Below are 18522 nucleotides of genomic sequence, written 5' to 3' on the forward strand. Positions count from 1 at the left end.
CCCGGCCGGGTGCGCGGCCCGCTCACGTCCGGGCGGGTGACCGTTCCCTTCCGTTCCGGCCGGGCGGCGCGTCTCCCCTTCCGTGTCCGGCCGCGCCGTTCTCCCCACGCCCGGCCGGACGGCGCCCCCTCACGTCCGGCCGGGCCGCGCATCGCTGCTCTCCGCGTCCGGCCGGGCCGTTCCTCTCCTCCCCCACCGGGCCGCGTGGTGCCGTCCGGCCGGGCGGCACGTCCGCTTCCCGGCGCCCGGCGGCGGGGAGAGGGCGGTGACCTGCCGGGAGTCGCGTTCCGGGGCGGCGCAACCTCCGAAAGGAGGAACACCCGGCGGGCCGCCGGGGTCGTTCTTTCGGTGCGGTTCTCGTCCCGACGGACTTACCGGGCGGGGCGGGCGCGCGGGAGTTTTCATCCCAACTGCTGTTACCAGCAGGGCACCTGAGTGAGCAGAGTTTGAGTCCGCGGTGTGCCGCCACGCCGCGCCGCCCGGCCGCCCCACGAGGGCGGCGGGTCCGCGCGGCCCTCGCCGCCGCGGCCGCCCTCCCCCGCTCCCCTCCAGGCAGGAGTCCCGATGTCCGTGTGGTTCCGAGACCTACCGCCCGACTGCGTGGCGCTGGCCGACGTGGCGATCGCCGTCCTCGCGGGCGCGGCGCTCATCCGGGCCACCCGCCGGCTGCGCCAGCCCGCCGTGGTCTGGGAGATCGCCACCGGCATCATGCTGGGCCCCAGTCTGCTGGGGCTGCTCCCCGGCGACCTGGACACCTACCTCTTCCCGATGGCCCAGCGCCCCACGCTCACCGCGATGTCCGAGCTAGGCCTGCTGTTCTTCATGTTCCTGGCCGGCTGGGAGATGAACCCCCGGCTGCTGCGCAGCGGCCGGTCGGCGGTGGCGACCACGGCGCTGTCGGCGATGGCCGTGCCGTTCGTGATGGGTGCCGGCCTGGCCTTCGTCCTCGCCGGTGACCACCGGGGGCAGACCCCGACCTCCACGTTCGTCCTCTACTTCGGCACCACGATGGCGATCACCGCCTTCCCCGTGCTGGCCCGCATCCTGCACGACACGGGCCTGGGCCGCACCCAGGCCGGTGTCCTGTCCCTGACCTGCGCGGCGATCGGTGACGGCATCGCCTGGTGCCTGCTGATCGTGGTCGTCGCCGTGGCCTCGGCGGACGGGGCGGGCCAGGTGTGGCAGACGCTGCTGATGGCCGCGGTCCTGGGCGCGGTGCTCTTCGGCCTGGTGCGGCCGCTGCTGGCGCGCTGGGCGGCCCGGACCGAGCGGGACGAGGCGGCGGGCAAGGAGGGGCCGGGCGGCGGCCGGGCGTTCCTGCTCGCCGGTTCCTTCGCGCTGCTGTGCGGCTGTGCCACGGCGTGGATCGGCATCCACCCGATCCTGGGCGCGTTCGCCGCCGGCCTGGTGATGCCGCGCACCGTCGGTCCGCGCACGCGCGAGGCCGTGGAGGTGCCGCTCGCCCGGGTCAGCGCCCTGCTCCTGCCGGTGTACTTCATCGTCACGGGCCTGTCGGTCGACCTCAAGGCGATCGGCTGGGCGGGCGCCTGGGAGCTGTGCCTGATCATGGTGGTCGCGGTGGCGGGCAAGCTCCTCGGCTCGGTGATCCCCGCCCGGTCCTTCGGGGTGCCCTGGCGGGAGGCGGGCGCGCTGGGCATCCTGATGAACACCCGGGGCCTGACCGAACTCGTCGTCCTGGGCATCGGCCACGACCTCGGGGTCATCGACGACCAGCTCTTCTCCATCATGGTGATCATGGCGCTGCTCACCACGGCGATGGCGGGCCCGCTGCTCCGCCTGATCGGCGTCAGGGCGCCCGAGGTCCCCGACTCCCCCGCCGGGGCCGACGACGCCCCGGCCCTGTCGGGCTCGTCCCGGAACTAGGGTCTTTCGTTTGGATCGGGCCGGACCGGGCCGGATCGGGGAGCGGAGTCCGGCGCCGTGCGTCGCGAGGCGGAGGAGGGAGTCGGGGCGGAGCCCCGGCGGCCGACGGCAACGCGGCGAGGCGCGGCGCCCGACCCCGCGAGCCCGGCCTGATCCAAACGAGAGGCCCTGGGCACGCCGTCGCGTCGGCACGGACCGCCCCGCACCCGCTTCTCCGGGGCGGGGCGGTCCCGTGTCGCCCCGCACCCCGCCGCCCTGCCCCGCCCTGCCCCGCCCCGGGCACGAGGGCCCACGGCTTCCGGAAGTTCCGGAGGTTCCCGGGCCCCTGTCCCGGCCGGGAAGCGGACCGAGAGCCGTGGCCGGACCGAAGGCCGGGGCGGGCCGGGGCCGGGGCCGCTCGCGCCGAGGGGGGCGTTTCGCGCCATTCCCGGGAAATGCCCCCCACCGTGATGTGAGGCGCGTCACCATGACGGGCGCACTCCTGTTCGTATCGGTCCGTCGGTCAACCGGTCAGAAGGAGCCCCTCATGTCCCACGCCGTCCCCCCGTCCCCCGTGGTCGTCGAGAACCCGGACATCGCGTTCTCCAGCGCCCCGCAGCGCGCGCCGCTGCGGCATCTGGGCAGGCCCTCCCTGCGCACCTCGGTCTCCGGCACCCGGCGGCGCGCCCGCGGCGAGGCGCCCCGGGTCCTGCTCGTCGTCCCCTCGTACACGCGGGTCGTGGAGCCCTCCCCCGAGGGCAGCAGCTTCCGGGCGCTGGGCCTGGACACCTTCGAGGTCATGAAGCGGGCCGGGACCCCGATCGGGCTGCTGCGCATCGCGGCCAACGCGCGCCTGGCCGGGTTCGAGGTCCGCATCGTCGACTCGCCCTTCGCCGGCTGGGAGCAGGAGCGGCGGCTGGTCGGCCTGGGCGGCGGCTCCAGCCTGGTCCGCTACGGTCTCGACGACGCGCAGCTGCGGGCGGTCGTCGAGGAGTTCGACCCGGACGTCGTCGGCGTCCAGTGCATCTACACGGTCCAGTGGGGCAACGCGCGGGCCCTGGCCGACCTGGTCAAGGACATCGACCCGGGGATCGTGACGGTCACCGGCGGCGCCCACCCCAGCGGGGACTGGCGGTACGCGGTGCCGGACTCCCCCTTCGACCACGTCGTCATCAACGAGGCCGACCAGACCTTCACGGCGCTGCTGCGGGCGCTGACCGAGGAGGGCGGCGACATCGACGCGGTGCCCGGCGTCGCCTACCGGCGGGCCGACCTGGCCGTGGTGCGGACCACCGCCAGGTCTCCGTACATGCGCATCCTGCCCAAGCGGCAGGGGCTGGACCAGCGGCTCGGCATGATGCCGCTGCCGGACTTCGGGATGCTGGACATGAGCCAGTACCGGCAGGGCTACCACTCGTCGGGCAAGCGGGTGCGCGACCACGGCTCCTGGGCGCAGATCTTCTCCACCATCGGGTGCAACGTGGGCTGCGACTTCTGCTACATCCCGATGGTGAACGGGCCCTGGCGGGCGCTGGGCACCGACTGGTTCGACCTGCACCTGGGCGAGCTGACCCGGCAGGGGGTGACCGAGGTGCTCATCGAGGACGACCACCTGCTGCACGATCCGCTGTACGCGATGCGCGTCTTCGAGCTGCTGCGCAAGCACGACCTGCCGTGGGTGGAGGAGGGCGGCCTGAGCCTGTTCAACCTCGTGCTGCTGCACCTGGGCGAGTCGTTCGCCGCCGGGATGGACGAGACCGAGCGGCGCAACCCCAACTTCCGCAACATCCTGGCCGCGATGCGTTCCGGGCTGACCTGCCGCGACCTGATCAGGGCGATGGCCGACGGCGGCTGCTACAGCGTCTACCTCGCCGTGGAGAGCGCCAACGAGGACAGCCTCGAACAGTCCGGCAAGCCCCGGCTGAACGCGTTCCAGCAGGCGACCGGCGAGATCGTGGAGATGTTCACGGAGTACGGCATCCAGGTCACCGGCGGTTTCATGCTCGGCTTCGTCAACCCGCCGGCGCGGCCCGGGGGCGAGCCGTACATCGAGTCGCCGGAGCAGATCGAGAGGACCATCGACTACGCGGTCACGCTGATGGGCCACGGCATGGCGTACGCCAACCCGTTCATCGTCACCCCGCTGCCGGGCACCCGGATGTGGGACTTCCAGAAGGACTACGTCGTGCGCCACTACGACAACGGCTGGTCGCACGAGAAGGCGACGATGGCGACGGAGAAGTGGTCCGCGGAGGACATCGAGCGCATGCGGCTGGAGCTGCTGGTGCGGGCCAACGGCGCCGACCGGGTGACCGAGATGGTCCGCCGCGGGACCTGGCCCGTGGACGCCTGAGCGGCGCGCGCGGCGCTCCGCCGTGCCCGGTTCAGCCCCGGCGGAGCGCCGTGCGCAGCGCGTCCGCCGAGGCGAGCATGGCGCCGCCGGTGACCAGCACGCAGGCGGCGGCGACGGGCCAGCTCGCGTCGGCCCGTCCCGTCGCGATCAGCAGGGCGGTGGACAGCAGCGGGGCGAAGTACGACAGGGTGCCCAGGAGCCGGATGTCGCCGTGCTTGGTGCCGTGGTCCCAGAGGTAGAACGCGCCGCCGACCGGCCCCAGGCCCAGCGCGAGCACCGCGAGCAGCTGGCCGGGGCCGGGCCGGACCGTGTCCTCGAACAGCAGGTGGCACAGGGCGGCGAGGACGGCGGTGGCCAGGCAGAAGAACGCCACCGCGTCCGTCGGGACCTTCGGGTGGCGCCGGTTGGCCACCGAGTACGCCGACCAGAGCACCGCGCAGACGGCGGCCGCCGCGTACCCGGGCAGGTACTGTCCGCGCAGCTGGACGCCGTGGCCCCCGGTGACCAGCAGGAAGGTGCCGCCGAGCCCGAGGACCGCGCCCGCCGTGTGCCACCAGCGCAGCCGTTCGCCGGGCAGCAGGGCGGAGAGGAGCACGATCAGCAGCGGCCAGAGGTAGGCGATCAGACCGGCGTCGACCGCGGGGGCGTTGCGCAGGGCCACGAAGTAGAAGAAGTGGTAGCCGAACAGGCCTCCGACACCGAGGGCCCAGGCCCCGGGGGGCACCGCGCGCGCGAGCGCCGCGCCGCCGCGCAGCGCCCGGGGCAGTCCGAGGAGGCCGCCCACCGCGAAGGCCATCGCGGTGAGCTGGAACGGCGGGATCCGCCCGGTCAGGGTGGTGAACAGGGCCAGCGACGCCCACAGCAGCACCGCCCCGGCACCGATCCCGGTCGCCCTGAACCGGCCCGCCGGGCGTGCCGCGGCACCGTGTCCGGTCCCCGCTGCCACGGCGCCGGCCGGCGCCTCCTGAGCGTTCACATGCCCTCCAGCCCACCGACGGCCCCATGACGGTCCGTCAACCCTCGGTCGCACACGGGCATCGTAGGGAAGCCGGGCGCCCGTACCCGTACTTTCCGGTCACCGGGCGGGGCGGACGGGGCCCGCGTGCCGGGCGGGCCGGGAGGTGCGGTAGGAAGGGGCGTATCCGCAGAACCGGGAAGCAGGCATGACGGAGCAACCGCGGCACGGCCGGCGCGACGTGATCAAGGTCAATCAGGTGTGCGGCGTCCGCGAGGCGCGGTGGGTGCGCGGCGCCGACATCCTCGGGGTCTGCCTGGGCGGCGGGGGCGGCGGCGGGCGCACGGTGACCGCGGAGGGGTTCCGGGAGATCCGGCGGGCGGTGCCCGTGCCCGTCGCCCTCTCCGTCGACGCGTCGGCGGGCGTGTCCGACGCGGACCTGCCGGGCCTGGTGCGCTCACTGGGGCCGGACTACTACGAGTTCACCCCGCCCGACCCGGAGAAGGCGGAGGCGTTCGAGGCTCGGCTCGCGCTCGTGCGCCGCGTGGGCCTGCCGGGCATCGCCAACGGGTTCTTCCTGCTGGAGGACGAGATGTCCCTGGTGCGCTCGGCACCGCACCTGGACCGCCTGGCCGCGGCCGGGGTGCGGTACTTCCAGGTGGAGGCGGACTCGCTGCTCGATCCCCGCGCCATGATCTCCGCGGCCCACCAGCGGCTGGCCGCGGACCTGTTCGGCCGGTACCCGTTCCTCGTCAACGACCGGTTCGGCCATCTGGACTCCCCCCTGGACGTCCGGCAGAGCGGGCTGTACCTGAACATCGGCGGCCGGGGCGTGCGGAACCACGACCTCTCCGACCGGTCCTACGCCCTGTCGGCGGCCGTACGGCTGCTGAGGTCCGCGGGGCGCTGAGACCGGCGGGCCGCCCGGCGCCGACGGCGCGCACCCCGGCCCCCCGTACGGCCCCCTCCCCCGGCCTCCTCGACCGACCCGTCGACCGGCCCGTCGCCCGGCCCCGGTCAGGGCGACGGGCCGGCGCGGAGGAGCGGGCCGCGCCCGACGGGTTCTTCCGCTCCGGGACGGGCGCGGGGGTCCGTGGCGGGTGTCCCGGGTGTCCGCGCGTCCGGGTCCGCCGTGCGGGGAGCGTGCCCGGCCGCGGACGGTGGTCCGTCCGCCTCCGCCTCCCTTCCTTCCCGGCCGCGGCCGGCCCGTGTGTGTCCCGGTGGCGGGCCGATACGCGGCCGGCACGCGGCGGGCCGGCGGCACAGCGGTGGCCGCGGCGCCGGACGGGACCGCCCCCGTTTCAGGAGAACACCGGCATGGTCTCCGGTGCGGTCCGGCGCCGGCGTCCCTTCTCGGCCAGCCCCACGAGGTGGGTCAGCGGCACCGTGACGACGACGTAGATCACCGCGAGAGCGGTCATCACCGGAAGCACCTCGTACGTGCGGTCCATCTCCGAGCGGCCGGTGTGGAGGAGTTCGGGCAGCCCTACGGCGGAGGCGATCGCGGTGAGCTTCATCAGGGCCACGTACATGTTGAGCCCCGGGGCGAGCAGCGGCTGCAGGATCTGCGGGAGCACCACGTGGCGGTAGACCTGGGGGTGGGACAGTCCGAGGGACTGCCCCGCCTCGCGCTGCCGGACGGACACCAGGTCGAGGGTGCCGCGCACCGCCTCGGCGGCGAAGCCTGCCTGGGTCAGGCCGAGGGCGACGACCGTGGCGTAGAACGGCGGCATGTCCACCCCGTAGTCGGGAAGGCCGAAGAACAGCAGGTAGATCGCCAGGACCTCGGGGGTGCCCCGCAGCACTGTGCAGACGAGGAACTGCGTCTCACGCACGGCGCGGAACCTGGACCCGCCGGCCAGCCCGAGCGCCATGCCGAGAGCGCCGCCGACCAGCCACGCACAGGCGCTCACCGACAGGGTGACCGGAAGGGCGTCGACGATCAGGTCGAGGTAGATGTCCATGCCTTCTCCCTGGATGGCGCGGCGGGCTGGCTGTCAGGTGCGGGGGCCGTCCTTCCGGCGGGGCGCCGCCGGGGCCTGTTCCAGCGGCCGTCCCAGTGCCGGGAGGCGGCGCGGGTCAGGTAGGCCACCGGTACGGTCAGGGCCAGGTAGAAGGCGGCGACGAGAAGGTAGACCTGGAGCGGCTGGAAGGTCTCGACGACCAGCCGGGTCGCGTACATGGTCAGTTCCGGGACGGTGATCAGCGAGGCGAGCGCACTGCCCTTGATGATGTAGATGATCCCGTTGGCGGTCTGCGGTGCCGCGGGCCCCAGCACCTGCGGGATGATCACATGGCGCAGGGCCTGCCGTCGTGTCAGTCCGAGGCTCGCCGCGGCCCGCCACTGGCCGATCCGCACGGAGTGGATCAGGCTCCGGTAGACCTCGGCGAGGTAGGCCGACTCGTTGAGCACCAGCCCGAGCACCGCCAGCCCGAAGGCGCTCACGCCGATCTTCTCGAAGTGCGGGCCGAGCCCGAAGTAGAGACCGGCGAGGAGCACGGGCAGGGGGATACTGCGGAACGTCTCCACGTAGGCTCTGGTCAGCCCCCGCACGGTCCTTCGTTCGCTGAGCCGTCCCACGGCGATCGGCACGGCGAGAACGATGGTCGCCGCCGAGCTCAGCGCGATGAGCACAAGGGTGGTCGCCAGCCCGTTGGCCAGAAAGCCGATCCATCTCAGTTCCACGGATGTCTCCCTGTTCGCTGTGCGCCGTCCGCCGGCGGCGGCCCGGGGGTCATCCGCACCGCTGGGCGGGGCGGTCCGCCGAGGGCAGGTACTCGGCTCCGCCGACACCCCAACGGTCGAGTTCCTTCTTCCACCGGCCGGACTTGATCAGGTCGTCCAGTACCGCGTCCACGGCGTCCGCGAGTTCCTTGTTGTCGCAGCGGACGTACTGGTGGGTCGGTGAGACCAGGATGTTGTCCGGCAGGCCGAGCTCACCCTTCTGCAGGGGGTGCAGGGTGAGTTCGGGGTGTTCCCTGACGATGCCGGGCGCTGTGCCGGTGGAGCCCATGAAGGCCGCGACCTGCTTGTTCAAGGTGGCCTTGGCTGCTTCCGCGTACGAGGGGAAGAGCTTCACGTTCGACTCGCCGTACTTCTTGATCAGATAGTCGTTGTAGGTGTAGCCGGTCACCGAGGCGACGGGCTTGCCCTTCAGCGAGTCGGGTCCGGACCATTCGGCGCTCTTGAGCATCAGGGCGCCCAGCCGGTCGTTGATGTTCGGCCGGGTGTAGAAGACCTGCTCGGCCCGCTTGTCCGTGTAGTACGTCCCGGTGCCGATGTCCGCCTTGCCCTGGGAGACGAAGAGCACCTGGGAGGCGAATTCGGTGGGCATCAGTTTCAGCTTCAGCCCTTCCTTCTCCGCCAGCCTGGTGATCAGGTACCCCTCGTAGCCGACGAGTTCGCCCTCCTTCCCCGTGGCGATCTTCGGCAGGTAGTTCTCGGAGTAGGTGACCGTGAGGTAGCCCTTCTGGGCGGTCCTGAAGGGTGTGTCGCCACCCGACGTCCCGCCGGAGGACCCGGCTCCCGCGCAGGCTGTGGCCGTCAGGGCGAGGGCGACCAGGCCGGCGAGAGCGGGAACGGCCGTCCGGCGGCGGGCCGTGGAGCGGGTCACTGGGCTTCTTCGGTTCATGGTGGGTCCTTCGGGTGTCGATGGGACGGGAGGGAGAAGGGGTGGGCCGTCCCGCCGGGCGGCGGGGACGGTGTGCCGCGCGGGGGTGGCGGGTTCATCCCCGGCCGGCCGGTTCGGTGAAGCCGGCCGGTCTCCAGGCGGTGGAGGTGATCTCGGGGCGCAGTCGTTCGTACCGGGGGTGGCGGCGGCCGCGTCGCCATGCGGGGTCGTCCCGGAAGCGCTGCCATCCCTCGGCCATCGCCTGTGCGTCGCTCCAGTGCACGGCGTACAGGAAGTCGCCGGCCGTACCGGTACGGGCCGGGGTCCATGCCCCGGCGACACGGAATCCGTGGGCGGCGAACAGGGGGGCGGCCAGGTGGCGGAAGCGGTGCTCCAGGTCGTGGACGTCGTCGGGCGCGCAGCGGTAGCGTCTGTATTCGGTGATCATGACGGCTCCTCCGGGGGGCCGGCCGGATCGGCGGGGACGCCTGCGAACAGCACCTGTTCGGGCAGCAGGTCTGCCAGTTCGCCGGTGTCCGTCCGGGTGGGGTCCCGTGGCAGGACGATCAGGTCGGCCCGCTTGCCGGGTTCCAGTGAGCCGCGGGTCTCCGCGACCCCCAGGGCCTCGGCGGCGAACCGGGTGTGCATGGCCAGCGCCTCGGTGACGGAGACGGCCTCGGCCGGTGCCACCGGCTGTCCGGTGCAGGACATCCGGCCGACGGCGCACTGCACCCCGAACATGGGGTTGAACTGGAGCAGTTCCGAGCCGGCTCCGTCGGAGCTGGAGGCGACGCTCATGCCCTGGTCGAGCAGGGACCGGAAGGGGAACAGCTTGTCGGCCGCGTAGTCGCCCAGGTACTCGGGGAGGAAGCTGCCCATCGTCCAGATGAACCCGGCCTGCGGCACGATCACCGCGCCGGCCTCGGCCCAGTGCTCTGTGGTCTTCGGGTGGGTGAGCACGTTCCCGCCGTGTTCCAGCCGGAGTTCCGGTCCGGGCGCGGTGCCCCCGGCGCGGGCGAGGACGGACGCCCGGCAGAGTTCCCACTGTGCGCGTTCCCCGTTGGCGTGCGCGGCCACCTGCAGGCCGGCCTCGTCGGTGTCACGTATCAGGTCCACCAGCTCGGACCGGCTGTAGGCCATGCGGCCCCGTGACGACGGGTCGGAGCGGTAGGGCGTCAGGACGGCCGCGCCGGCGGCGGAGAAGCCGCCGTCCACGAAGATCTTGACTCCGGCGACCTCGAAGGAGCCCGTGCGGGGGAATCCTCCGGCGCGCTGCCGGTCGCAGGTCGCCCGCACGCTCATCGTGCCCGGCGACCAGACGAAGGCCCGCACCTGTTGCGGTACCTCCCCGCCCGCCGCGTCCGCGAGCAGTTCCATGCCCTGGACCGTGTTGGTGATCTCCCCGATGGTGGTGACGCCGTGCCGGGTGAGCTGGCTGTGCGCGGTCGCCACGATGGCCCGGCGCAGTTCGTCCGGTGTCATGGCGGGGATCGGCAGGGCGTAGTACAGCTCGTGCAGGATGCCGGTCCACCGGCCGGTTCCGTCGACGTGGATGTGGGCGTCGCCGGTGGTGGGCAGGCCGTGTTCCCGGGCGAGGTCCAGGGCCACGGAGTTGAGCACGGTGACGTGCGCTCCGAACCGCACCGCTATCGGAAAGCGGGTGGACACCTTGTCGAGGTCGTCGCGGGTGGGCAGCCGGCCGTCGGTGAAGCGCCGGTCGGCGAACAGTCCTCCCTGGCCGATCAGCCAGCCTCCGCGCTGTTCACGAAGGTGGCGGTGGTCGTGAAGCTGTGCGACCAGTTCGCCGATGGACCCGCACGGCGGGGTGTGGCAGTCGACCGTGCCCCAGAGCGCGGCGGCGCTCATCTCCAGGTGCACGTGGGGGTCCACGAATCCAGGCAGTACGGGTTTGTCTCCCAGGTCGAAGACGGTGGCCGTCATCGACTGCGGCGGTTCGCCGCCGGTGACGCCGAGGATGCGGCCGTCGCGGACGTGCAGCCAGCCGTCCACGACACGGTGTGCGTGGTCCATGGTGAAGATGCGGGACGACCGCAGGCCGAACTCCGTCGGCCACGCGCCGTTCACCGTGAGTGTGGAGGTCATGCGGGCTCCCCGATGATGCTGGTGACGGACAGGTATTCGCTGAGCCCTTCGGCCGCGTTCTCACGGCCGTAGCCGGAGTGCTTGGTCCCGCCGAAGGGGGCGGCCGGGTGCGAGACCGAGGGGTGGTTGACCGCGATCAGGCCGGTGTCGAGTCCGGCGGCGACCGCGGCCGTCTCGCCGGGCGCCGTGCCGTAGACGTATCCGGCCAGACCGTATTCGGTGTCGTTCGCGAGACGAATCGCTTCCGGCAGATCGCGGTAGGTGAGGACGGGGATCACCGGGCCGAAGATCTCCTCCCGCGCTATCGGCCAGTGCGGCTCGGCCCCCAGCACCAGGGCGGGGCGTACGAAGTGCCCCTGGTCCGGCGGCTCGGCCCGGGACCGCACCACGCGGGCACCGCGGGCCTTCGCGTCGGCGACGAGGCTGTCGACGCGCGCGGCGGCCTGTGCGCTGATCAGCGGTCCCACGAGGGGCGAGGCCTCGTCCAGGCTCCAGCCCGTGCGGATGTTCTCGAACCGCTCGGCCAGCAGGTCCGGCAGGTGGCCGGCGCTGGGCGGGAGCAGCAGCCGGTTCGGTGCGGTGCACGCCTGGCCGTTGTTGGCCGTCTTGGCGGCGAGCAAGCCGTCCGCGGTGGCCCCGGCGTCGTGCTGCGGGCAGACGACGAAGGGGGCGTTGCCGCCGAGTTCGAGGGAGATCCGCTGGAGCCCGCCCTCGGTGGCGTGCAGTACGTTCCGGCCGACCGCGGTTGATCCGGTGAAGGATATCTTCCGCAGCCGGGGGTCGGCGGTCAGCGTGGCGACCAGTTCGGCAGACCGTGTGGTGGGCAGTACCGACACGGTTCCCTCGGGTGCTCCGGCCGCGTCGAGGTCGCGTCCCATGAGCAGGGCGGAGACCGGGGTGCGCTCGGAGGGTTTGAGGATCACCGGGCAGCCGGCGAGCAGGGCGGAGGCGACTTTGCGGGCGGCCAGCGACAGGGGGAAGTTCCAGGGGGTGATCGCCAGCACCGGGCCGACCGGGCGGCGCCGTACCGTGACGGATCGCGTGCGCCGTTCGTCCGCGGCCGGCGCCATCTGTTCGGCGGTGTCGGCCAGTGCTTCCACAGTGGTGACGGCGAACGTCACCTCGCGGCGGGCGTCCGTCATCGACTTGCCCGCTTCAACGGCGATCGCGGTCGCATAGCGGTCCGCGCCGGCGGTGATCCTTTCGGCAAGGCGCCGCACCAGCGCCGCTCGCGTCGTGACCGGTTGAGCGGACCAGGAGGGGAAGCACTTCCAGGCGGCGTCGAGTGCGAGGCGTGCCTCCTGCGGGCCGGCCTGCGCGCATGTCCACTGCGTTGCGGGGCGGCCGGGGGCGCTGACCAGGAACGGCGCGGACCCGGCGGGCTCGTGCGGGCGGCCCGCGAGAACCAGTCGGCGGCACTCCCGTGCCAGCTCGGCGCGGATCGCGTCCAGGTCCAGGTGTTCGGCGGGGGTCACCGGGCCGGCTCCTGGTTCGTTCCGGGTTCCCGCGCGGCGCCTTCCTCCCGCGCCGTTTCCTCCACGGCACAGCGCAGCCGGGCGATGCCTCGTCCTCCGGTGGCCCAGCCCGCGTACACGGCGGTGTGCACGGCCAGTTCGTAGAGGTCGTCGGCGGGGATGCCGTCCTGGAGGCCTTCGCGGAGGTGGAAGGCCGCGGCCGAGTCGGCACCGGAGGCGGTCAGCAGCGCGATGGTCACCAGGCGTCGTTCGCGGGTGGTCAGCCCGGTCCGGGACCAGATCCGGTCGAAGACGATCTCGCGGGTGAGCGCGCTCCAGTCGTCGTTCCAGCCGGCTTCCCGCGTGGCGGGGCGGTCCGCGGTCATGGCAGGAACCTCGCTCTCCAGTAGGCCAGGGGGTCCCCGTCGGACACCGAGACCCATACCGGCATGCCGAGTACGATCACGTGGTCACCGCCCTCGTACCGTTCCTGGACGACCAGTTCCGCCTGTGCCACGGCGGTGGGGCTGATCGCCAGGCCGGACGGCCGCCGCACCATCTCCACCTGTTCGAAGGCGTTCTGGCCGGGCCGGGCGAAGGCCAGTGCCGTGCGGGCGGCCTGCGGCCCCCGGGCAAGCAGGCTCACGGCGAACCGTCCGGTGCGCTCGATCGCCCGCAGGGTCGTCGACCTCCGGTCCAGGCACACCATCAGCAGGGGTGGGTCGAGACTCACGCCGGCCAGCGAGCTGACGGTGCACCCGTAGTCGTCGCCGTCGTCGTGCGCGGTGGTCACCGCGACGCCGGTCAGGAACGATCCGGCGAGTTGCTTGAACTCGTGGGCGGTTGCCCGCGGCTCGGCGGCCGGGGCGGAGGCGTGCCTGCTGTCACCGGACAGGGGCATGACCGACATGGCCGTCAGCCTCCTTACGCGCCGTCCCGTCCGCCGGGCTCCCGTTCGTCCCGCTGTTGACCGCGCGCAGAGCGGATCCGAACGCGGTGATCGTCTCCAGGGTGGACTCGCGGGACGCGTTCGCCACCAGATTGAGGTTGATCAGGTCGACTCCGGCATCGCGGTAGCGGCGCAGCTTCCGCTCTATTTCCGCGCGTGTGCCGATGAAGAGGCGGTCACGCAGTTCATCCACCGTGGGCTCGTTCTCCTGGGGTGCCGGGAGCACCCGGCCGAGGGGGTCGGCGTTCTGTGTGAAGTCGTGGAGCTGGGCGTGGATGCGCCAGCCCTCCAGCACGTTCTCGATACGCCGTTCCGTCTCCCTGTCGTCCTGGGTGAGAAAGGCATAGCGGGTGACTCCCAGCCTGGTGTCGTCCCGGCCGGATTCGGCCTTCCCGCGGTGAAATGCCGCGGCGACGGCGCGCATGTGGTCGTCATCCCAGAAGAACAAGGAGTTGAGGACGTCGTATCCGCGGCGGGCCGCGTCCTCCACGCCCGCCGGGTGCTGCACGCCCATCCACACCGGAGGCATCGGCCGCTGCACGGGGCGGGGCCATACGTACACGTCGTCGAAGGAGGCGAAGCGCCCGGAGTAGCTGGACGCCTCGTCCTCGGTGCGCAGCAGCCGTTCCACGGCTTCCAGGTTCTCGATGAAGTGATCACGGCTGTCCTGGAAGGGCAGGCGGAACTTCTCGAACTCGTAGCGGTACGCGCCTCGTGCGACGCCGAGGTCGAGCCGTCCGCCCAGGGCGTGGTCGGCCGCGGAGATCTCGCCCGCGAGCTGCACGGGCTGGTGGAAGGGGAGCACGACGACCGCGGTGCCCACCCGGCACCGGACGTGCTGCCCGACGTGCACGGCGGTGAGCAGGGCCGAGGGGGAGGGGAGGAACTGCACCAGGTGGTGTTCCGGCGTCCAGACCCGGGTGAAACCGCTCTCGTCGGCCCGGACGGCGTAGTCGACCATGCGCTCGAAGAGGCCGTCGAGATGCTCGTCGGAATTTACTTGGTAGGAAAGGAAGAGCCCGAGTTCCATATGAGTCCAATGAATGCGGTTCTGGGTCCGCGTCACGATATGGCGCGGAGGGGCGACTGGAATTTCCGGGGAGCCGGACCGGCATGCCCGAACGGGATGCCCTGCGGCTCCGGTTCGTTCCGGGGAAATCCGTCGGCGTTTGACACGGCTGACGCTACCGCTCTCCCCCGCGGCATTCCTTCCTTTGTTTCCGACGATGTTTTCGGTTTGCCTGCTGCTGTTGCTACAGGTGCTTTTTGCCGGAGGTGCCGGATGCCTCGACCATGCGCATGAGGCGGCATGCGAGGGCCAGGGAGAAACGTTCGTCAGGGTCCTTGAGATCCACGCCCAGGACTTCGGTGATGCGGTCCAGCCGGTACCGCAGGGTCGACACGTGCACACACAGCGCCCGGGCGGTCTCCTGGAAACGCGCCGAGCACTGGAGGAAGACCTCCAGGGTCCCGACGAGCGAGCCGGAGTGCTCGGTGTCGTAGCGGCGCAGTTCGCCGAGCCGGGCTTCGACGAACCGGTTCGCCTCTCCGTCCCGGCAGGCGCTGAGCAGGAACGCCAGGGCGCCGAACCCCTCGTAGGCGATGACGTCCCCGCCGCCGGCAACGCCGGCCAGGGTGAGCGTCTCGCACTCGGCCCACATGCGCGCCCCGTCCGCCGGCACCTCCCCCGGCGCGCTCATCGCCACCGTCAGCGCCGTCCCGATCCCGCCGACCCCGTGCAGCATCCCGCGGATCGCGGCGACCGCTCCGTGGTGGTCGTCACCGGTGTCCGGCAGCACCATCACCACGCTGCTGTCCACCCATCCCACGACGACTCCGCTCACCCGCCGGGACCGCAGGACGCTGTGCACGTCGCTGAGCACACGGCGCAGGTCCGTGTCGACCGGCGACCGGGCCGAGATCCGCACCACTCGGCAGCGTACGGGCGGCGGCAGCCCGAGAGCGGCCAGTCGCACCCGCAGTGCCAGCGGGTCGGAGGGAGAACGCCGGACCAGTTCGGCCAGCGCCGTGTCGGTCTCCTTGTCCTGCGCGGCGGTGGCCAGCAGCGACCGCCCCACCACTATTCCGACAGCGACGTTGACCAGCGAGTCCAGCGCGGTCTCCACCCTGGTCACCGCGCCGCGGCGCAGCACGCACGCCCACAGGCGCCGCTCGGATTCGGGCAGCAGTTCGGTGACCTTCACCCGCACCGGTGGCGGGACGTCCGCGGACGCGCCGTGCCCCCGTGTGCCCCGCTGCCGCCGGATCTCGTCCTGGGCCAGGGACACGTAGTCCGCGGCGCCCTTCCCGGGCGGCGGCCAACTCGGCGCGACGGCCACGAACATCGGCGCGAGACTGTGGTGTGCCACGACGATGGCGACGTCCAGCGTGTCCGCGACGGCGGCGAGGATCTCCTCGCCGTCCCGGCCCTCCAGAGTGGCGGCCAGCCCTGTGCGCAGCGTGGCGGTGGCGCGCACCAGTTCGGCTATGTTGCGCTGTTCGTCGGCGACTTTGCCCGCGTTGGCCAGGGCGACCGACGACAGGTCGGCCACGGCCTCCAGGAACGCCAGCGCCCTGTCGCTGACCTGTCCGGCGGTGCGGCGCTGGACCGCGAGCACCAGGGGACGCCCGTCCAGGTACGGCTCGCGGAGCGGCAGGAGGACGCCGCACCGGTATCCGCGTCTGCGGGCGTCGTCGGCGTAGAAGCGGTAGGGCGACTGCTGTGCGTCGTCCACGACGATCGGGCCGGTGCCGCCGATGAGATCGCGTGCCGGGATCCCCTCGATCGGCCAGATCCGCTGCTGGCTGTCGCCCGAGTAGGTGAGCCGGTCCTCGCGGGCGATCACTTCGGCGACCCCGGCCGGCACGTCCAGCGCGGTGACCCAGCACAGCTGCCACTCGGTGAACGCCGACACCGCCGAAACGATCGCGTCCAGGACCGCGCTCAGCTCCAGGTTGGAGTTGACCGTCGCGGCGATGCGGCGCAGTGCCTCGACCTCGTGATCTCCCGGTACCGGCAGGGGCCCCCCGGGCCCGGGCCGGTGCTGCTCCGGGGACGGCACGGCGTCACACTGCCCGGCTCGACTGGGCGACGGACTGGAGGAACCGCTTGGTCCGCGGATGCCGCGGCGCCTCGAAGACCTGGTCGACGGGCCCGGCCTCGGCGATCTCCCCCCGGTCCATCACCACGACCCGGGACGCCACGTCGCGCGCGAACCGCATCTCATGGGTCACCACGATCATGGTGACCCCGGTGGCGGCGAGCTCCCGCATGATCCCCAGCACCTCACCGACCATCTCCGGGTCGAGGGCGGAGGTCGGCTCGTCGAAGAGCAGCACTTCCGGCTCCACCGCCATCGCCCGGGCGATGCTCACCCGCTGCTGCTGCCCGCCCGAGAGCGTGGCGGGCCGCGCCTGGGCGAACGCGCCCAGGCCGACGCGTTCGAGCAGGGCCCGCGCCCGGTGCAGGGCCTCTTCCTTTCCGAGGCCGCTCACCTTGATCGGGGCCAGGGCCACGTTCTGCTCGGCGCTGAGGTGCGGGAACAGCTCGAAACTCTGGAAGACCATCGCGGTGCGGCTGCGCAGTTCGCGAAGCGCCGTGGAGCGCCGGACGCCCCGGGGGACGGGGTGGTAGCGCGTGCCGCCGAGACGGACTTCTCCGGCGTCGGGTATCTCCAGCAGATTGCAGCAGCGGAGCAGCGTGGACTTCCCGGAACCGCTCGGCCCGATGACGCACACGTTCTCTCCGGCCGCGACATCCAGGTCGACGTCCTTCAGCACCCGGGAGGCACCGAAGCTCTTGCCGACTCCGCGCAGACTCACCACGACCTGGGATTTATCCATTTTGCGCCTTTCTCTGCCGGTCCTCACCGGGGCCGGACTTGGCGACGCCCGCCACAACGGGGGCACACGAGGGGCGGGGCAGCAGACCCGGCCGCGCTGTTCCCGTCACTGTAGGCAGCGCCCCGCTCCGGGTCGTGCTCCGGTTCGGAGGATACTGAGGCGCTCCGGTCCTACGAAGGGCAGGAACGGACCGGGGGTTCGTGGTCGCTTCCGGACGTGACCGGCACCGGCAGCGCGCACCCGGCAGCCGTGCGGACCGCCACCGCCGGAGCACCCGGGCACCGGCCCGGGCGGCCGCGGGCCCGGGGCGGTGTCCTATGGTGGCGTGTCCACGGATGCGGTTCGGGAGTGACGATGGGGCAGGCGGCGCGCGGACGGGCACGGACCCGTTTCTGCGGTGTGCTCGCCCTGGTCGTGGCCGCGGTGGCCCTGCTGTGCGTCCTCGGACGCGCGGACCGCGGGGTGCCTCCCGCGCCGCTCTCCGCCGCGGACCGGGTTCACAGTGCCGCCGTCTTTGAGCCGTCGGACGGGGCGAACGCGCCGTGCGGCGGGAAGGCGGTCGCCGACCACAGCGCGCAGCGGGCCCAGGGGTCTTCGCCGCCGGTCGCGCTGCCCGGTCCCGCCCTGCCTCACGACGGTGCCGCGCCCGGTCCGTCCAGGGGCCCCGGGGTGCTGCCGGGCGGGCCGGCTCCGCCGCCCCCGACGACGCTCCACTCCGTCATGCGGATCTAGGGCCTCTCGTTTGGATCATGCCGGGCTCGCGGGCCCTGGCCCGATCCAACGAAGGACCCTGGACCGGCCCGTTGGCCGTGTCCCTGAATCCCCGAAAACGGAGCTGTTCAGCATGTCCTCTTCCCCGCGCTCATGGCGCCGGGCGGGTGCGGCGCTGCGTGGGTGGCGGTCCCGGCAGTGGACCGTGGCCGGTCTCGGTGCCCTGACCACGGCCGCCCTGATCGGCGTGCCCACCGCGGTGGTGCCCAGCGCGCTCTTCGGCCGGTCGGTCCCCGTGCAGTGGTGGAACTATCCGGCCCTCGCCGTCACCTCCTTCCTCGCCGGCATCGTCCTGAGCACCTATGTACGCCGGGCCTCGCCCTCTCCCCGGCCGGCGGCCGCCGACGGCACCCGGCTGGGAGCCGTCGGCGGGGTCCTGTCGTTCTTCGCCGTCGGCTGCCCGGTCTGCAACAAACTCGTCCTCCTGTTCCTCGGAACGTCCGGTGCCCTGAGCTACTGGGCTCCTGTGCAGCCGCTGGCGGCCCTCCTCTCGGCGGGGCTGCTGGCGGAAGCCGCGCTGCGCCGGCTCTCCGCCCAGACCGTGTGCCCGGCCCCGGCCCCCGCCTGAGCCCGGCCGCTGCGGCCTGCCCCTGTTGTGCTTCCCCTGCCCTCCTCGACAT

16 protein-coding genes are annotated in these 18522 nt (G+C 72.6%); 4 read left to right on the forward strand and 12 right to left on the reverse strand.

The genetic code is table 11. The features are described from left to right. The first annotated feature begins 564 nt into the window (after positions 1-564). Together ACZ7LB_RS22295 and ACZ7LB_RS22300 are read left to right on the forward strand one after the other, a co-directional pair. Positions 565-1884, forward strand: a complete 1320-nt coding sequence (locus ACZ7LB_RS22295; RefSeq protein ID WP_471470561.1) for a cation:proton antiporter domain-containing protein — start codon at positions 565-567, stop codon at positions 1882-1884. A 526-nt stretch (positions 1885-2410) separates the two neighbouring features. Further along, positions 2411-4216, forward strand: coding sequence for a B12-binding domain-containing radical SAM protein (locus tag ACZ7LB_RS22300; RefSeq protein WP_471470562.1), 1806 nt, complete (start codon positions 2411-2413; stop codon positions 4214-4216). Positions 4217-4247: 31 nt separating this feature from the next. Here the strand turns inward: ACZ7LB_RS22300 and yddG are convergent, their stop codons facing one another. Continuing rightward, complete coding sequence (gene yddG / locus ACZ7LB_RS22305) at positions 4248-5192, reverse strand: aromatic amino acid exporter YddG (protein WP_471470564.1); 945 nt, start codon at positions 5190-5192, stop codon at positions 4248-4250. A 187-nt stretch (positions 5193-5379) separates the two neighbouring features. Here yddG and ACZ7LB_RS22310 point away from each other — a divergent pair, with 187 nt between their 5' ends. Next, complete coding sequence (locus ACZ7LB_RS22310) at positions 5380-6081, forward strand: hypothetical protein (protein WP_471470565.1); 702 nt, start codon at positions 5380-5382, stop codon at positions 6079-6081. A gap of 391 nt (positions 6082-6472) precedes the next feature. Here the strand turns inward: ACZ7LB_RS22310 and ACZ7LB_RS22315 are convergent, their stop codons facing one another. The 11 genes from ACZ7LB_RS22315 to ACZ7LB_RS22365 form a co-directional block, all read right to left on the reverse strand. Then, positions 6473-7135: an amino acid ABC transporter permease gene (locus ACZ7LB_RS22315; protein ID WP_471470566.1), complete on the reverse strand. Its 663-nt coding sequence runs from the start codon at positions 7133-7135 to the stop codon at positions 6473-6475. Further along, positions 7114-7857, reverse strand: a complete 744-nt coding sequence (locus ACZ7LB_RS22320; protein ID WP_471470567.1) for an amino acid ABC transporter permease — start codon at positions 7855-7857, stop codon at positions 7114-7116. The genes ACZ7LB_RS22315 and ACZ7LB_RS22320 overlap by 22 nt, the downstream gene beginning before the upstream one ends. A 49-nt stretch (positions 7858-7906) precedes the next feature. Further along, on the reverse strand, positions 7907-8803 hold the full coding sequence (locus ACZ7LB_RS22325; protein WP_471470568.1) for a substrate-binding periplasmic protein: 897 nt from the start codon (positions 8801-8803) through the stop codon (positions 7907-7909). A 94-nt stretch (positions 8804-8897) separates the two neighbouring features. Then, positions 8898-9230, reverse strand: a complete 333-nt coding sequence (locus tag ACZ7LB_RS22330; protein WP_471470569.1) for an NIPSNAP family protein — start codon at positions 9228-9230, stop codon at positions 8898-8900. After that, positions 9227-10885: an amidohydrolase gene (locus ACZ7LB_RS22335; RefSeq protein ID WP_471470570.1), complete on the reverse strand. Its 1659-nt coding sequence runs from the start codon at positions 10883-10885 to the stop codon at positions 9227-9229. The genes ACZ7LB_RS22330 and ACZ7LB_RS22335 overlap by 4 nt, the downstream gene beginning before the upstream one ends. After that, complete coding sequence (locus tag ACZ7LB_RS22340; RefSeq protein WP_471470572.1) at positions 10882-12360, reverse strand: aldehyde dehydrogenase family protein; 1479 nt, start codon at positions 12358-12360, stop codon at positions 10882-10884. Before ACZ7LB_RS22340 ends, ACZ7LB_RS22335 begins: the two co-directional genes overlap by 4 nt. Further along, entirely contained in the window at positions 12357-12725 is a 369-nt protein-coding gene (locus tag ACZ7LB_RS22345; RefSeq protein ID WP_471470573.1) for a carboxymuconolactone decarboxylase family protein, read from the reverse strand. Before ACZ7LB_RS22345 ends, ACZ7LB_RS22340 begins: the two co-directional genes overlap by 4 nt. Next, the gene (locus ACZ7LB_RS22350; protein ID WP_471470574.1) at positions 12722-13249 is read right to left on the reverse strand and encodes a flavin reductase family protein; all 528 of its coding nucleotides are present in this window, start codon (positions 13247-13249) and stop codon (positions 12722-12724) included. Before ACZ7LB_RS22350 ends, ACZ7LB_RS22345 begins: the two co-directional genes overlap by 4 nt. Next, complete coding sequence (locus tag ACZ7LB_RS22355) at positions 13224-14318, reverse strand: LLM class flavin-dependent oxidoreductase (protein WP_471470575.1); 1095 nt, start codon at positions 14316-14318, stop codon at positions 13224-13226. The genes ACZ7LB_RS22350 and ACZ7LB_RS22355 overlap by 26 nt, the downstream gene beginning before the upstream one ends. A 223-nt stretch (positions 14319-14541) precedes the next feature. After that, complete coding sequence (locus tag ACZ7LB_RS22360; protein ID WP_471470576.1) at positions 14542-16350, reverse strand: helix-turn-helix domain-containing protein; 1809 nt, start codon at positions 16348-16350, stop codon at positions 14542-14544. A gap of 4 nt (positions 16351-16354) precedes the next feature. Then, entirely contained in the window at positions 16355-17131 is a 777-nt protein-coding gene (locus tag ACZ7LB_RS22365) for an amino acid ABC transporter ATP-binding protein (protein WP_471470577.1), read from the reverse strand. Positions 17132-17975: 844 nt separating this feature from the next. On the opposite strand from ACZ7LB_RS22365, the gene ACZ7LB_RS22370 reads away from it, so the two are divergent. Next, positions 17976-18470: a hypothetical protein gene (locus tag ACZ7LB_RS22370; RefSeq protein ID WP_471470579.1), complete on the forward strand. Its 495-nt coding sequence runs from the start codon at positions 17976-17978 to the stop codon at positions 18468-18470. The last annotated feature ends 52 nt before the right edge of the window (positions 18471-18522 follow it).

It is taken from the genome of Streptomyces sp. NPDC107521, assembly GCF_055598485.1.

What these genes read in the sequence shown, in the direction of transcription:
- ACZ7LB_RS22330 (WP_471470569.1), bottom strand. Translation starts at nt 9,230, where the DNA reads ATGATCACCGAATACAGACGCTACCGCTGCGCGCCCGACGACGTCCAC.
- ACZ7LB_RS22365 (WP_471470577.1), bottom strand. Translation starts at nt 17,131, where the DNA reads ATGGATAAATCCCAGGTCGTGGTGAGTCTGCGCGGAGTCGGCAAGAGC.
- ACZ7LB_RS22335 (WP_471470570.1), bottom strand. Translation starts at nt 10,885, where the DNA reads ATGACCTCCACACTCACGGTGAACGGCGCGTGGCCGACGGAGTTCGGC.
- ACZ7LB_RS22370 (WP_471470579.1), top strand. Translation starts at nt 17,976, where the DNA reads ATGTCCTCTTCCCCGCGCTCATGGCGCCGGGCGGGTGCGGCGCTGCGT.
- ACZ7LB_RS22295 (WP_471470561.1), top strand. Translation starts at nt 565, where the DNA reads ATGTCCGTGTGGTTCCGAGACCTACCGCCCGACTGCGTGGCGCTGGCC.
- ACZ7LB_RS22345 (WP_471470573.1), bottom strand. Translation starts at nt 12,725, where the DNA reads ATGACCGCGGACCGCCCCGCCACGCGGGAAGCCGGCTGGAACGACGAC.
- ACZ7LB_RS22310 (WP_471470565.1), top strand. Translation starts at nt 5,380, where the DNA reads ATGACGGAGCAACCGCGGCACGGCCGGCGCGACGTGATCAAGGTCAAT.
- ACZ7LB_RS22325 (WP_471470568.1), bottom strand. Translation starts at nt 8,803, where the DNA reads ATGAACCGAAGAAGCCCAGTGACCCGCTCCACGGCCCGCCGCCGGACG.
- ACZ7LB_RS22355 (WP_471470575.1), bottom strand. Translation starts at nt 14,318, where the DNA reads ATGGAACTCGGGCTCTTCCTTTCCTACCAAGTAAATTCCGACGAGCAT.
- ACZ7LB_RS22315 (WP_471470566.1), bottom strand. Translation starts at nt 7,135, where the DNA reads ATGGACATCTACCTCGACCTGATCGTCGACGCCCTTCCGGTCACCCTG.
- ACZ7LB_RS22350 (WP_471470574.1), bottom strand. Translation starts at nt 13,249, where the DNA reads ATGTCGGTCATGCCCCTGTCCGGTGACAGCAGGCACGCCTCCGCCCCG.
- ACZ7LB_RS22300 (WP_471470562.1), top strand. Translation starts at nt 2,411, where the DNA reads ATGTCCCACGCCGTCCCCCCGTCCCCCGTGGTCGTCGAGAACCCGGAC.